Origin of the sequence: Pantoea dispersa (assembly GCF_035783935.1) — a bacterium.
Classification (GTDB): domain Bacteria; phylum Pseudomonadota; class Gammaproteobacteria; order Enterobacterales; family Enterobacteriaceae; genus Pantoea; species Pantoea dispersa_C.
On sequence record NZ_JALKOV010000005.1, the window covers coordinates 216,810 to 231,072 of the forward strand.

A 14,263-nucleotide genomic window follows, 5' to 3' on the forward strand; every position below is an offset into this window, starting at 1 on the left:
GTGTTAACAACCGCCTATTGCAGACAACTACACCACAATCTACCTCGCTAAGCCTGCATACAGCCTCAACTCCCCACAGAACCACACATTTTGCACACCATGCGCAGCACATCCCAGTGACTGCCAGCCGCTTACCTGCTAGATTATCTATTCAAAAATCTATTCACCTATCTATTCACAAAGTGATTCAACACTATGTCCACGCATGCGGAAATCGTACGTCAGCTTCTCTATAGCGGGCCGATGACAGCAAGGCAACTCATTGAAAAAATGAGTATAAGCCAGCCTACGCTTTCCCGTGCGATTAGAGAACTGGTTGATGACATCGTCAAAATCGGGGCGGGTCCATCTATTCAATATGCCCTGCGGGATACGTTTCGCGGATTCCGCTCGGCCCCGATTTATCGTGTTACCGATGAAGGGCAAATCAAACCTCTCGGCGAGTTGATTCCGGTTCGTCCGGAAGGGTTTGTGATGGTGCAGGCGGACCACAAAAGCTTTCACAGTGACGGGCTGCCGTGGTGGCTGTTTGACATGCGACCACAAGGCTATCTTGGCAGAGCGTATGCCTCGACTTATGCCGGCGGGCTCGGTCTGCCGGCGAATCCCGAACAATGGGCGGACGCAGATGTGGTCAGAGCGCTGCTGGCGCAAGGTCATGATGCGATCGGCAACCTGCTGATCGGCGAACAGGCGCGCAGCCGTTTTCTGGAAATGCCCGAACCGACACCCGTGGAGCGCGTGACGGCGTATCCCGAACTGGCGCGGGCCGCAGGCGCTGGTGAGGTGCCGGGCTCATCAGCGGGTGGTGAGCAGCCCAAATTCTGCACCTATACCGAACGCGGTCATGTGCTGGTGAAATTCACGGCAGCAGATGACAACCCAGTCAGCGAACGCTGGCGCGATCTGCTGATGGCTGAGCATCTGGCTCTGAAAGTGCTGGGTGTTGAGACCGACATGTTTGATATTAAAGGGCAGCGCTTCCTCGAAATCCCCCGCTTTGATCGGGTGGGCAAAATGGGCCGTATCGGCGTGTTTTCGCTGCGGGCGCTTGATGCGGAGTTCGTCGGCAATGCCAGTGCAAGCTGGCCGGTCCTCGTCAACCAGCTTGTGGCGGAAAAGTGTGTTCAGCCTGAGGCCGCCCACAGCACGGCCCGGCTTTGGGCATTCGGCATGCTGATCGGCAATACCGACATGCACGCCGGTAACCTGTCATTCATCAGTCGCCATGGCCGTCCTTATCACCTTGCGCCGGCTTATGACATTCTGCCGATGGGCTTTGCGCCCAGAGCGGGCGGTGCCATCGTGAATACGCTGCGGCCTGCGTCACTGCCAGAAGTGGTCAGCAGCGATACATGGCGGGAAGCACTGACTTTGGCGGAGGAATTTTTGTCGCTGACGAACAGTTGCGATGGCTTCTCAGCGCGATTTGCGCCGTGCCTCGCCGCGTTACAGCAGCATCTGGATGAGGCGCGATCGCGCATCGCCCGGCTGGGCTAAGCGCGTTTCCATATTGATAATGTCTTCAACGCTGCATCCTCGAAACCGGCGGTGACAAACCGCCTCGCACCCGATTTTCACCCCCGCAACTTTGCAAAAGTAAAACGATCGGTTTACTTTTTAAGGTATGAGTAAAAAACAACACATCCTGAACGCTGCCGAGCGGCTGTTCTACAACAACGGTTTTCATGCCACCAGCACCGATTACATTTGCCGTGAGGCGAAGGTCTCCACGCGTACGCTCTATCAGCACTTTCCGTCGCGCGAGCGGTTAACCGCCGCGGTGATGACCGCGCGCCGGCAGCGCTTTGCCGATTTATTGTTACAGCCAGACGATCCGGCAGCCATCAGCCAGCTGTTTTTGGTGCTGGAACAGTGGATGCGGGCGGAAGGTTCGCTCGGCTGCTTTTTTGCCAAAGCGTACGGAGAGTATACGGAGCAGGATGCTGAGCTGGCGGCGCAGGCGCTGGATTATCGCTACTGGCAGCGCGGCTACATCCGTGCCTGCCTGGCGCACTCGCGCAGGAATTCGCCGTCAGCGCTGGCCGATGCCATCTGGATACTGTTTGAAGGGGCGATTATGGCCGGGTTGATTGACGGTCCGCAGGCCGCGGTCAATGCACGTCTGGCGGCCGAGAAACTGATGGCGAGTGCGTCATGAAAACCTCACTCCGCCTGACGCTAAGTGGCTTTATGCTGATCGCCGTGACCTACGGACTGGCGCGTTTTGCGTGGGGAATGATGATGCCGCAGGTGGCGCAACAGATCAGCTTCAGCCCGCGCGCGTCGGGCATGCTGGCTGCCTGCAGCTATCTGGCTTACTGCCTGGCCACACCCGGCGCCACGCTGCTGCTGGCGCGCTGGGGCGTGCGCAGCACCGCCATGCTGGCAGCGCTGACGGCCATGCTCGGCTTACTGCTGCTGGCCGCTGCCGGCAGCGCATGGCTGATTGCCGGTGGACTGTTTATCGCTGGTCTCGGTGCCGGACTGGCTTCGCCGGCGCTCGCCAGTGCCGTGAGCCTGCGCATTGACGCATCGCGGCAAACCGCTGCTAATACACTCATTAATGCCGGCACCGGCGCGGGCATTATTGTGTCAGTGCCCATTTTCATGCTGGTGCCCGGCGGCTGGCGCGCGGCCTGCTGTTGTTTTGCCATGCTGGCGTTAATCAGCCTGCTACTGGCCCGCTGTTGCCTGCCCGCCGGTCGCGCCGATCCACCGGGATCGCCGGTTGGCTGGCGCGATCGATTGCACAATCGCGCGCTGCTGCGGGTGATCGCTATTGCTTTTTTCAGCGGGATCGCCAGCGCGGCATGGTGGTGTTTTGGAGCGGATATATTGCGCCAGCACAGCCACCTGACCGACGGCCAGGCCAGTATACTGTGGCTGGTTAGCGGCGCGGCCGGCATTCTCGGCGCGCTCACCGGCCCGCTGGCACGCTACATCGGTATGCGTCAGGTGTACTGGCTGGCGCAGCTGGCGATGGCCGCACCGCTGCTGTTGCTGGCGGCGCTCACTCACTTTAGCTACTGGCTGCTGCCGGCGGCGGCACTGTGCGGCGCGGGATATGTCACGCTGTCGGGTATTCTGCTGGTTGCCGGCGCCGCTGCCACGCCACAAAACGCGGCCTCCGGCGTGGCGGCGGCGTTTCTGACGCTGGCGATTGGGCAAATTGCCGGGGCGATACTCTTTGCGCAAATCTACAGCAGCAGCGCTACTACAGCACTGCTGCTGTTCGCCGCCATCCCGGCTGCGCTGCTGTTTCTGGTACCGGCTAACCCGGAGCAGCGGGCTGGCACTTAACGTCCGGTGGTGAGCCAGCGGCTGAGGATGCCAGCGCTGGAGTAGCCGCGAATGATCGCCGCGTAGCTGTCAAAGCGGTTGCTCACTTCGCTTACCTGGTTGTTATACAGATCGCTCTCGGCGCTCAGGACATCCAGTAGCGAGCGGCGTCCGAGGTGATACCACTGATCGAAAAAGTCTTTGCGGATGCGGTCAGACTCAACAATCAGACTCTTATACAGCGCGGCGCGATCGGCCATCGAGTGTGCGTCCTGACTGGCGGCGCGCACGCGATTTTCCAGATCGCGTCGCTGCTCCTGCACCTGCTGGCGGCTGGCTTCGGCGCGTTTGATCGCCGCAATCTCCTGCGCGTTGGTTGAACCACCGCGGAACAGACCCCAGCTGACGTTAAGTCCGGTTTGCCACGCCTGCTGGCGACCGAGCTGATCCTCGCGCGTATTTTTGGTTACCGTCCAGTTGAGTTTGGGCAGGCCGGAAGCTTTGACCGCCTCAGCCTCTCTGAACGCTGCTCGCGTTTCCGCGCTGGCGCGCAGGATCAGTGGGTGATTATCCAGGCTGGCCAGCTGGCGGTTGAGATCGCCAAAATTCATCGCCCAGCGATCGCTGGCGGGCAGCGTCACGCGACTGTTGCCCATCAGGCGGTTCAGTGTGATTTCGACATCGCGCGCGCGCGATTCGGCATTCTCCAGATAACTCCGCGCCTGCAGCAGACGTCCTTTGGCCTGCGTCAGTTCGCTGCGGCGACCGCTATCCGATTGCACAATACCGCTCAGCATGGTGGTCAGTTCCGTCATGCGCGCCACATACTGCTGGCTGATGGCAATGACCCGCTGTTGCTTGTTCCATTCGATTAACGCGTTGCTGACCTGCATCGCCAGCTCTTCACGCTGCGCCTGCGCCGCCTGCTGCGCTGAGGTCACGCGCTCTTCGCGGCTTTCGATGGTGCGGCTGGTCTGGCCAAAATCAATCAGGTTGGTCGCCATCGACACGCCGAGCGCCGGCACGTTGCTCTGTCCGTCATAGCTTTTTACCCCGCCACCGAACTCTTTGGTCGCCGAACTGGCGCTGACATCCAGCTGCGGCCAGCGCTGCCCTTTCGCCTCATCCACGCTGGCGACGGCAACTTCGGTTTGTGCGACGGACGATTTCAGCGCCGGACTGATGCGCCAGGTGATACGCGCGGCCGAGAGGAATTTCTGCCGCAGCTCGCCTTCTGCCACGGTTTCATCCACCGCACCGCTCAGGCTGACCGGCGAACGCGCCACAGCGGCATCGGCAGCGGTGGTTCGGGTTTCCGCTACCGGCGGGCTGACATAACTGAACTCGCTCTGTGCTTTCACTTCTGCTTCATTGACCGGCACCGGCGCGGGCTGTTGCGGGTTGAAAGTGCGTACCGATTTCAGCAGCGGATTGGTTTGCTTGGGTTCCGGCTGGCGCTGTTCCTCCGTCAGGAAGCTGCCGCCCTGTACTGACTGCACCGGCGGCGGCGCAATCGGCGCTGCCGGTGCCGGTGCAGGCTGGGTGCGTGGCGCGGCAACCGGTGGCGTCACCGCTGCCGTCGGCGCGGGCGTAAACATCGGCTGTGGTGCCGGCGCGGTTGCAACGCGCTGAGCTGGCGCAGCAGGCGCACGCTGTACCGGCGCGCTGCGTACTGGCGCCGCAGCGGGTGCAGGAGCTGCCGGGCGATGTCCGCTCATTTCGGCAAACATCATCAGTTCACTGGTGGAATCGGCCATTACGTTGATGGCCGGCGCCATCATGACCGTAATGCAACCGGCAAGCAGAGAGAGGCGCCGCGCAGCTGCGCGACGAGGCATATTATTATTTTTCATGGTTATTAACGCTCGCGGAAGGCTTCTTTCGCCTTAAGTACCGGCTTCAGCAGGTAATCAAGAATGGTTTTCTCACCGGTGCGAATTTCCACCGTGGCCACCATGCCGGGAATGATCGGCAGATCTTTGTTGCCAGCGTGCAGCGTGCTCTTATCGGTGAGGATCAACACGCGGTAATAGGTGTCATCCGGTCGGCCGGAAGCGGCTTTCTGATCGTCTTTCAGCGTATCCGGACTGATGTATTCCACGTGGCCATCCAGTCCGCCATAGATGGCGAAATCGTAGGCAGTGATTTTCACTTTGGCCGGCAGACCCGGACGCAGGAAAGCGACATCAGAAGGACGGATTTTGCCCTCTACCAGCAGCTGCTCTTCCAGCGGCACGATCTCCAGAATGTGCTCACCGGGCTGAATCACGCCGCCGATGGTGTTAACGCGCACGTTTTTCACCGTGCCGCGCACCGGTGCGGTGATGGTGGTGCGCTCGACCACGTCCGCACGGCCAATCAGGTTTTCGCTTACCTGGCTGAGCTCCAGCTCCAGCCGCGCCAGTTCGGTGTTGGCGTCAGACTGATAACGGTTACGCCGCTCGACAATCTGTGCCTGGATATCGTTGGCCTGGCGCTGCATACGCAGCAGCTCGACTTCAGACAGTAATCCCTTCGCCGCCAGCGGCTCCGCCAGACGGATTTCACGCATTGACAGGCCATAGCTGCGCTGCAGTGAGTTGACACTGTCGTTCAGCGCGCGTTTGCGTGCTTCATAGGCTTTGGTTTCCTGCGCAACCACCGCGGGATCGCTCTTCACCTGCTCGTCAAATTCCAGCGGCTGTGCATAGGCTTCGGCACGCAGACGCGCAATGCTGCCCTTCAGACCAATCACCTTGCTCAGCGCCTCGCGATAGCTCGATTGCGCACGCGTTGGATCGATTTTCAGCAGAACGTCGCCCCGGTTGACCACCGTGCCTTCACGCACGTTCATTTCGGCGAGAATGCCGCCTTCCAGACTCTGAATCACCTGCTCGCGGCTGCGGGAAATCACTTTACCGTCGCCTTTGGTGATCTCTTCAACCCGCGCATAGTTAGCCCAGGTGAGGCCGATGCCAATCACCGCGATGATGATCCACATCACCAGCTTCGATCCCGGCGTGGTTTGTGACAACAGGGACGCCTGCACGTCATTCATGAACTCGGCATCTGCAGCAGAGAGATTTTTGCTGCGGCTGCGCCATGGCATTAACTTGATCATACTGCGGCCTCCTCTGCCGCGGCGGCTGCGGGCTCTGACGTTGCCGAAGCATCGTTCGCCGGCGCAGGTGCGCGCGCCGCCTGCTCTACCGCCTGACGCGGCGGCTGGCGGGTTTTACCTTTACCTTCCAGCGCGGCCAGCACCTGCTCTTTCGGGCCATCCGCGACAATTTTTCCTTCCTCAACCACGATGATGCGGTCGACCAGCGCCAGAATTGACGGACGATGTGTCACGACAATCAGCGTGTGGCCTTCACTGGCGCGACGCAGATGCGCAAGGAACTGGCTTTCGGTCATGCTGTCCATCGCGCTGGTCGGCTCATCCATCAGCAACACTTTAGGCCGCGTCAGCAGAGTTCGTGCTAATGACACCAGCTGGCGCTGGCCGCCCGACAGTCCTTCACCGCCCTCGCCGACCGACAGATTAATGCCGCTCGGGTGGCGCGCCGCCACGTGATCGAGACCGGTGAGGTTCAGCACACGCAGCAGTTCGTTCGCGGTGGCATCCGGTCGGCCAATCATCACGTTTTCGCGCAGCGTGCCGTAGAACAGGCGCGCATCCTGGCTGACGAAACCTACCGCTTTGCGCCAGTCCGCTGGATCGATCTGGTTAACATCCAGTCCGTCGGCGGAGATCTGCCCTTTTACCGGCTGATACAGACGCGCCATCACGCGTAACAGCGTCGATTTACCACTGCCGATGCGGCCAAGAATCGCCACGCGCTCACCGGCCTTGATGGTCAGCGAAATGTCTTTGAGGATTTCCGGATTGGGCTTCATCGGCGGTGCCGGATAGGAGAAACTGACGTTGCTCAGCGAGATCTCACCGGTCAGCGGCGGATCGGTCAGGTAGGTTTTACTGCTGTCGCGATCGACCGGCATCTCCATCAGCTTATTCAGCGAGGTCAGCGCCGCTTTGGCCTGCTGATAACGCACCGCCAGGCCAATCACCTGACCCAGCGGGCCGGTAGCGCGACTGGCCAGCATCACGGTGGCGATCATCGCACCCATAGTGAAGGTGCCGGCATTGATCAGGTAAACCCCGGCGACCACCAGCATCACGGTCTGAAACTGCTGCAGAAAGGTCACCACACCGGTTGCCAGCGTCGAATAGCGTTTTGACTTCATTGAGTTAGCCGACTGCAGCGCGCTAAAGTTCTCCCAGCGGCGCTGCATGTGCGCTTCACCGCCGACCGCCTTCAGCGTTTCCATGCCTTCAACCGACTCGATCAGCACGCCCTGTTTCAGCGAGGCGTCGCGCAGGTTCTCTTTCATGATGCGCGCCAGCGGCCACTGGATCGCGGCGCTGACAATAATGATCAGTGGGATCATCATTAATGGAATAATCGCCAGCGGACCGCTGATAAAGAAGATCACGGCCACGAACATCAGGATGAACGGCAGATCCGAAATTGCCGCCAGCGTCGCCGAGGCCACAAAATCGCGCACCGATTCGTATTCACGGATCTGGTTGGCGAAAGTGCCCGATGAGGCCGGTTTGTGCTCCATCTGAATCGACAGCGCCTGACGGAACAGCATGCTGCCCAGCACCAGATCGGCTTTCTTACCTGCCATGTCCAGCAGGTGCGCCCGCACAAAGCGGGTGATGGCTTCGAAGATCATGGCGATGGTGACGCCGATCGCCAGCGACCACAGCGTGACAAAGGCCTGGTTTGGCACCACGCGATCGTACACGTTCATGGTGAAGAAAATGCTGGAGAGTGCCAGCACGTTGATCAGCACGGCGGCGATGGCGGCGCTGCGGTAGTAACGCCGGTAGCGCCACAGCGTGCTGAACAGCCAGTGACCTTTGACCTCCGGCAGCATTTCGCTGGCGCGTTCATCCAGCACCGCCGCCGGTTTCGCCATCACCGCAAAGCCGGCGTAGATCTCATTGAGTTCCGCCAGGCTCATCTCTACCGCTTTATCACTCACTTCCGGCATGATCAGCTGGAAGCGCAGCTCGCGCTGATTCTCCTCATTGGTGTGAATGCGTCGCGACAGCACGATGCAACCGCCGCCGTTCAGCCGCAGCAGAATCATCGGCATCAGCTGCTCCGGCAGATCCTGCAGGCGGCGTTCGACCATGCCGCCGGTAATGCCAGCGTTCTCCAGAGCGGTCATCGCCTGCGACGGCGACAGCAGCGTCGCTTTCGGCAGACCGGCGACCAGCGCTTCTTCACTCTTCTCGCGTTTGTAGTGTTTGCAAATCCACGCCACGCTTTTTAACAGCGTGTCATCCACGGTGGTTTCGATACGAGCAACAGAACGCGCATCCTGCTCCACGGCATTCTGCTTCTGGTCCATCATTTCCCGACTCCTGTAAACCTGACAAAAAACGGTGGACGCATCGTCCACCGCAGACTTTTCTTTGAATTGGGAAAATTCTGACAGAAGGCAGCTTTCAGGCCGTCCAAGACTTGTCTCAAACGGTGGAGAATATTTATGAATAAAGTGGCAAAAGCGCGGCGGAATGCGCTCTGGCGGCCGCACGCGCGCATAATAATTGCGGCACTGTTGAGCGCTGTCCTGGGCGTGCTATCTTAGCTGCTCGCTTTACTGCAACCGGACAATAAGCAATGGCAAAACAGCGGGTAGGAATCGTATTTGGCGGCAAGTCGGCTGAACATGAAGTGTCGTTACAGTCGGCAAAAAACATTCTTGAGGCGATCGATAAAAACAAATACGACGTAGTGCTGCTCGGGATCGACAAACAGGGCGAGTGGCATCTTAACGATGCTTCCGGGTTTCTGCTCAACGCCGACAATCCGGCGCTGATTGCCCTGAACCGCTCCGGTGAAAACGTGGCGCTGGTGCCCGGCAGTCGCGCAGAACAGCTGATTACGCGTCAGCAGGCGCAGCCGCTGTCGCAGCTGGATGTGATCTTCCCGATTGTGCACGGCACTTTAGGCGAAGATGGCTCGCTGCAGGGGCTGCTGCGCATGGCCAACCTGCCGTTTGTTGGTTCGGATGTGCTGGGTTCCGCGGTCAGCATGGACAAAGATTTCACCAAACGTCTGCTGCGCGATGCTGGCCTGAACGTGGCGCCGTGGCTGAGTGTTACCCTGCCGCAGCGCGCGACGCTGGATGTGCAGGCGGTGATCGCGCGCTTTGGTCTGCCGCTGTTTATCAAGCCGGCCAATCAGGGTTCATCCGTCGGGGTGAGCAAAGTGACGCATCCAGACGAATTCGACGCGGCGCTGGATCTGGCGTTCCGCTTTGACCGCAAAGTGCTGATTGAACAGGGCATTAACGGTCGTGAGATCGAATGCGCGGTGCTGGGTAACGACGCGCCCGAGGCCAGCCCGTGCGGTGAAATTGTGGTGCACGATGCTTTCTACTCGTACGACACCAAATACATCAGCGAGAGCGGCGCGCAGGTGGTGGTACCGGCTGACATCAGTGCGGAAGCCAGCGAGGCGATTCGGGCGGTGGCGATCAGCGCGTTTCAGGCGCTGGAGTGTTTTGGCATGGCGCGCGTCGATGTGTTCCTCACCGCATCAGGCGACATTATTGTCAACGAGGTGAATACCTTACCCGGCTTCACCAACATCAGTATGTATCCCAAACTGTGGCAGGCGGCAGGGCTGAGTTACAGCGATCTGATTACCCGCCTGATCGAACTGGCGCAGCAGCGTCATCAGCAATCCAGCCAGTTGCACAGCAGCGTGTAATCCGTGATGACGTGGCTCAGGCCACGTCATGCGCCATACTGCGCGGCGCGATTGCCGGCGAGGTCTGATTGCGGCCGTTGCGTTTGGCCACGTAGAGGTGTTTATCCGCCGCCGACACCAGGCGGTTGATCACCCCCGGCCATTCACGCTCGTTAACCACACCGCCGCGCGCCAGGCCCAGACTGACCGTCACCGTCACGGTGTTGCCCTGAATCCAGAACTTCTCTTTCACCATTGCCTGACGAATCACTTCGGCCAGCTGAAACAACTGGCTGTGGGTGTAATCAAACACCACTACCACAAACTCTTCGCCACCGAAGCGACACACCAGGCCGCGACTGCCGACCACGTGCTGCACGCGGCGCGCAATCTCTTCCAGCACGCCATCGCCGGCATCGTGGCCGAAATTATCGTTAATGGCTTTAAAGTAGTCGACATCCATCATGATTACGCCGGCTTCGCGCTGCAGGGAAAACGGCTGCTGGCGCAGATTTTCATACAGGCCGGAGCGCGACAGCAGCTGGGTGAGGAAATCGTAATTGGCGCGCAGCGCCAGCCGGTGATTGAGCTGACGAATGGCGTCCATGCTCACCGCCACCAGCAGCGGGCTGAGCGCGACAGTCGCCACGCCCAGCCGTGCAGAGGTGAGATGGCTGATGGGCAGCAGCGAATCATCGCCCTGAATATTCATCACGCCGTGCGCGACCAGCACGATCTCGGTGATGCCGGTGAACAAAATCACCAGGCTGGTGATCGGAATCGGTAAGACAATGGCACACCAGATCAGCGCCGGCACCGGGAAAGTCAGGCTGCCCGCGCCACCAATCAGTGCGCCCACCGTGAGCGACAGCACCACGGCGAGCAGCGGCAGCAGCTTCGCCGGGTGCAGCAGCGTCGGAAGCGGCACGCTGCGCAGCGGACGCGTCAGCATTACCGGCAGCAGCATCAGCGAGGTGGAGAACTGCTCGCTGAACCAGTCGGCCCATGCCACCACGAAACGCGCGTTGAAGTCGATATCCTGCGCCCAGGCGCCCCAGGTGGCGCAGGTCGCCGCGCCGAGCAGGCAGGCCGGGAAGATGCGCATGGCGTTGAAAACCTGGCTGTTTGCGCTTGGCGATTGCAGATGCTTAATCAGCATGCTCACTGACACCAGGATAAACAGGATATTGGCAAAATTTACGGTGACCGCCGGCAACGCCCAGCCGGAAAACACCGTATCGTTGAAAATCATGGCGGCAAAGCACACCAGATAACTGGAGGTGGTGTGCAGGAACGGGTTGCGCACCATTAAGCCGGCGATCAGCGCATTGACCGGCCAGAACAGGGAAAACTCTTCAGGAATACGCAAATGGCTGCCGACAAAGCAGAAAAACAGCGTAATGAGACACAGCGAAAGAGCATTCTTTTTGACATTATTCTCTTCAAACAGCTTAACGCGCATACGTCTGAACCCTGTAACCTGAAATCGCTGCCATCCGCCGCGGGTACCAGCAATCATTTAACCTGAAAAATCCGTGTGATAATTCGCTAATTAAACCGGTGTTCATCACCCTACTCTGCGACTGAGCGGCGCTCACTCTGCCATGAAAGCCAGAGACGAGCTACCAGCCCCGCTAAAAGGGAGTGAAACAGGCAGGCGCTGTGAGCGGCAATTATGCCGTATAAATAAAAAAATCGGATATCCGGGATATCCGATTCTGGCGAAAAAAACTGCATGACTTTGCGCGGGAACGTTATTTCACCGCCACCGGCCACTGGCTCAGCCGGATGCCGCGCTCACCGGCGCTATCCCCGAAATCCTGCAGCACCGCTTTCACGTCCGGATCCATATACTCGGCGTTATCGTGATCGACAATCACCACGCTATTTTCCGGGATCTCCGCCAGCAGCCCCTGCAATTTCGGGTTGTGCATAAAGGTCAGGTTTTGCTGAAAGCGCAGCACGTAATGGTCGTCATAGCGGGTAAGCTGCAGCGCGTTGCGGTGGCTTTGGTAGATGCTGCACAGAATCTGCGTCGCGATACCGATGCCAATCCCGGCCAGCATGCCAAACACAATAATGCCGCCGATGGTAGCGAGGAACGGCACGTACTGCTGCGCGCCCATGCGAATCTGTTCGATGAACAGGCGCGGCGTTGCCAGCTTATAGCCGGTGTACAACAGCACCGCCGCGAGGCTGGCGAGCGGAATCGCGTTGAGCAGCGCGCTGAACCACAAGCCGCAAATCAGCAGCAGCACGCCGTGCAGCAGAATCGACAGTTTGGTCTGCGCCCCCACGCTGACGTTGACCGAACTGCGCACAATCACGGCGGTAATCGGCATTGCGCCGAGCAAGCCCGCGGTCAGGTTACCGATCCCCTGCGCGAACATCTCTTTATTCGGTGACGGCGCCGGATGCTGCGGACGCAGTTTTTTCAGCGCTTCCTGACTGAGCAGGGTTTCCAGGCTGGCCACCAGCGCCAGGGTGATCGCCACCACCCACACCGACGGATTCTGCCACGCCAGCCAGTCGGGCGTTTCCAGCTCCGCTACCAGCGCCGACACACTGTCAAACGCTGGCAACACGATGCGCGGCAAGCCTTCGCCGAGGCTGGGGAACAGGCGATCGCCCAACACCGTAGCAAGGCAGCCAACCAGCACCGCCACCAGCGGGCCGGGGATCCAGCTCAGCACCTTGACCGCTTTAATCGCCGGCGTGGTCCACAACCACAGAATCAGCAGACCGCTTCCCGCCACCAGCATCGCGCTAAGCGAGAACGAAAACTCTCCGCTGACCAGCGACAGCAGGCCGGCATCGCTCGCTGCGCCCAGCGCCACCGGAATCTGCTGCATAATCAATAGCAGGCCAATGGCCGCCAGCATTCCCTTAATGACGCTGCCCGGCACCAGCGAGATAAAACGACCGGCGCGCAGCAGGCCCAGCACGCACTGCAGCACGCCGGCCAGAATCAGCGCGGTGAGAAATGCGGAAAAGCTGCCGAGCGTGTGGATCGAGGCCACGACGATGGTCACCAGCCCCGCCGCCGGACCGCTCACGGCAAAGCGTGAAGGACTGAGCGCGGTGACCAGCAGACCGCCGATCACTCCGGTGAGCAGACCGGCAAAGGGCGGCAGCCCACTGGCCTGCGCGATGCCCAGGCACAGCGGCAGCGCCACCAGAAACACCACCAGACCCGCCGGAATATCCTGACGAAGCGTTTGCAGATTCATGATGAGGGTTCCTCTGACGATTGCTGGATTAACTCTTTCAGATGGCCGGACTGCAGGTCATACACGCAGCCAAATACATCCAGCTGCTGTCCGGCCTGCCAGGCCTGTTGTACCGGCTCACAGCGCACCAGCTGGCTGAACTGGGCAATGACATTCGCTTCAACCAGCCGGTTAAGCTTGCTGCTCTCCTCTTCCTGCGCGGGACTGGCGTGATACGCCACTAATCCCCGCTGCAACGCGCGGCGCAGCGCGGCAATGCGCCGGGCAAGTGCCGAATCCTCCTGCGCTAACGGACTGGCAGGCAACCCCAGCGCCGCCTGCACGCCGCCACAGCCGTAGTGACCGCACAGCACGATGCGCTCGACGCCGAGATAAAAAATCGCGTACTGCAGCACGCTGAGAAAGTTGTCATCGTCCGGTACCACCATATTGGCGATGTTGCGGTGCACGAACAGTTCACCCGGATGCGAGCCGGTCAGCACTTCGGCTGGGACGCGGCTATCGGAACAGCCGATCCACAGGGAATGGGGTTTCTGCTGATGGAGATATTGTTCAAAGTAATCCGGATTACGCTCGCGGCGCTGGAGTGCCCAACTGCGATTTTTCGCTAATAAGGGTTTAAGGGTCGTCACAATTATCTTCTCTCTGTTTCCGCAAATAGCGCTTCCAGGCAACCCGGTGCATTGCGCAGTACGGTTTTAACGTTCGATGGCAGGTGAAAACGGCGCTTTATCACAGAAATTGGTTATAGACGCTTATGAATTTAATTGCATCAGGAATATTTAAGACAACAGCCAAAAGCGGCCTTATGTAAAATAAGTGTCAGTAAATGTCATGTGAAAGTAAGTTAATGCAAGCGGCACTATCAAAAAACTTTTCAATAAAGATCAATATAATCAAATCATTAAAATAATATTTTAATAAGCATTTCGGATGCACTGACAAATATATACACGTAAAACTTCTGCGCCTTTGTGCTGGTATGGTGGAATAACTTCA

General features: G+C 59.3%; 10 protein-coding genes. 4 read left to right on the top strand and 6 right to left on the bottom strand.

The genetic code is table 11. From position 1 onward, the window contains the following. The first annotated feature begins 195 nt into the window (after nt 1–195). The 3 genes from yjjJ (at nt 196) to MXF20_RS12330 (ending at nt 3,303) form a co-directional block, all read left to right on the top strand. Nucleotides 196–1,500, top strand: coding sequence for a type II toxin-antitoxin system HipA family toxin YjjJ (gene yjjJ / locus MXF20_RS12320; RefSeq protein WP_325969616.1), 1,305 nt, complete (start codon nt 196–198; stop codon nt 1,498–1,500). Between the two features lie 127 nt (nt 1,501–1,627). Beyond that, complete coding sequence (locus tag MXF20_RS12325; RefSeq protein ID WP_325969617.1) at nt 1,628–2,161, top strand: TetR/AcrR family transcriptional regulator; 534 nt, start codon at nt 1,628–1,630, stop codon at nt 2,159–2,161. Next, nucleotides 2,158–3,303: an MFS transporter gene (locus MXF20_RS12330; protein WP_325969618.1), complete on the top strand. Its 1,146-nt coding sequence runs from the start codon at nt 2,158–2,160 to the stop codon at nt 3,301–3,303. Before MXF20_RS12325 ends, MXF20_RS12330 begins: the two co-directional genes overlap by 4 nt. Here the strand turns inward: MXF20_RS12330 and MXF20_RS12335 are convergent. The 3 genes from MXF20_RS12335 to MXF20_RS12345 form a co-directional block, all read right to left on the bottom strand. Next, on the bottom strand, nt 3,300–5,063 hold the full coding sequence (locus tag MXF20_RS12335) for a TolC family protein (RefSeq protein WP_325969619.1): 1,764 nt from the start codon (nt 5,061–5,063) through the stop codon (nt 3,300–3,302). The two genes, MXF20_RS12330 and MXF20_RS12335, sit on opposite strands and share 4 nt — an antisense overlap. Nucleotides 5,064–5,140: 77 nt before the next feature. Beyond that, nucleotides 5,141–6,382, bottom strand: coding sequence for an HlyD family type I secretion periplasmic adaptor subunit (locus MXF20_RS12340; RefSeq protein WP_325969620.1), 1,242 nt, complete (start codon nt 6,380–6,382; stop codon nt 5,141–5,143). Then, complete coding sequence (locus tag MXF20_RS12345) at nt 6,379–8,691, bottom strand: type I secretion system permease/ATPase (protein ID WP_325969621.1); 2,313 nt, start codon at nt 8,689–8,691, stop codon at nt 6,379–6,381. Before MXF20_RS12345 ends, MXF20_RS12340 begins: the two co-directional genes overlap by 4 nt. A gap of 269 nt (nt 8,692–8,960) precedes the next feature. On the opposite strand from MXF20_RS12345, the gene ddlA reads away from it, so the two are divergent. Then, a complete protein-coding gene (gene ddlA, locus MXF20_RS12350) occupies nt 8,961–10,055 on the top strand; it encodes a D-alanine--D-alanine ligase (RefSeq protein ID WP_325969622.1) in 1,095 nt (364 codons plus the stop codon). Nucleotides 10,056–10,071: 16 nt separating this feature from the next. Here ddlA and MXF20_RS12355 read toward each other — a convergent pair whose 3' ends face one another. From MXF20_RS12355 to MXF20_RS12365, 3 genes are all read right to left on the bottom strand, one after another. Beyond that, the gene (locus MXF20_RS12355; protein ID WP_325969623.1) at nt 10,072–11,496 is read right to left on the bottom strand and encodes a diguanylate cyclase; all 1,425 of its coding nucleotides are present in this window, start codon (nt 11,494–11,496) and stop codon (nt 10,072–10,074) included. A gap of 292 nt (nt 11,497–11,788) precedes the next feature. Then, the gene (locus tag MXF20_RS12360; protein WP_325969687.1) at nt 11,789–13,258 is read right to left on the bottom strand and encodes a SulP family inorganic anion transporter; all 1,470 of its coding nucleotides are present in this window, start codon (nt 13,256–13,258) and stop codon (nt 11,789–11,791) included. A gap of 2 nt (nt 13,259–13,260) precedes the next feature. Continuing rightward, entirely contained in the window at nt 13,261–13,902 is a 642-nt protein-coding gene (locus tag MXF20_RS12365) for a carbonic anhydrase (RefSeq protein ID WP_325969688.1), read from the bottom strand. Nucleotides 13,903–14,263: the final 361 nt, after the last annotated feature.

Coding starts and splice junctions, on each gene's coding strand:
- yjjJ (WP_325969616.1), top strand. CDS start 196: ATGTCCACGCATGCGGAAATCGTACGTCAGCTTCTCTATAGCGGGCCG.
- MXF20_RS12325 (WP_325969617.1), top strand. CDS start 1,628: ATGAGTAAAAAACAACACATCCTGAACGCTGCCGAGCGGCTGTTCTAC.
- MXF20_RS12330 (WP_325969618.1), top strand. CDS start 2,158: ATGAAAACCTCACTCCGCCTGACGCTAAGTGGCTTTATGCTGATCGCC.
- MXF20_RS12335 (WP_325969619.1), bottom strand. CDS start 5,063: ATGATGGCGCCGGCCATCAACGTAATGGCCGATTCCACCAGTGAACTG.
- MXF20_RS12340 (WP_325969620.1), bottom strand. CDS start 6,382: ATGATCAAGTTAATGCCATGGCGCAGCCGCAGCAAAAATCTCTCTGCT.
- MXF20_RS12345 (WP_325969621.1), bottom strand. CDS start 8,691: ATGATGGACCAGAAGCAGAATGCCGTGGAGCAGGATGCGCGTTCTGTT.
- ddlA (WP_325969622.1), top strand. CDS start 8,961: ATGGCAAAACAGCGGGTAGGAATCGTATTTGGCGGCAAGTCGGCTGAA.
- MXF20_RS12355 (WP_325969623.1), bottom strand. CDS start 11,496: ATGCGCGTTAAGCTGTTTGAAGAGAATAATGTCAAAAAGAATGCTCTT.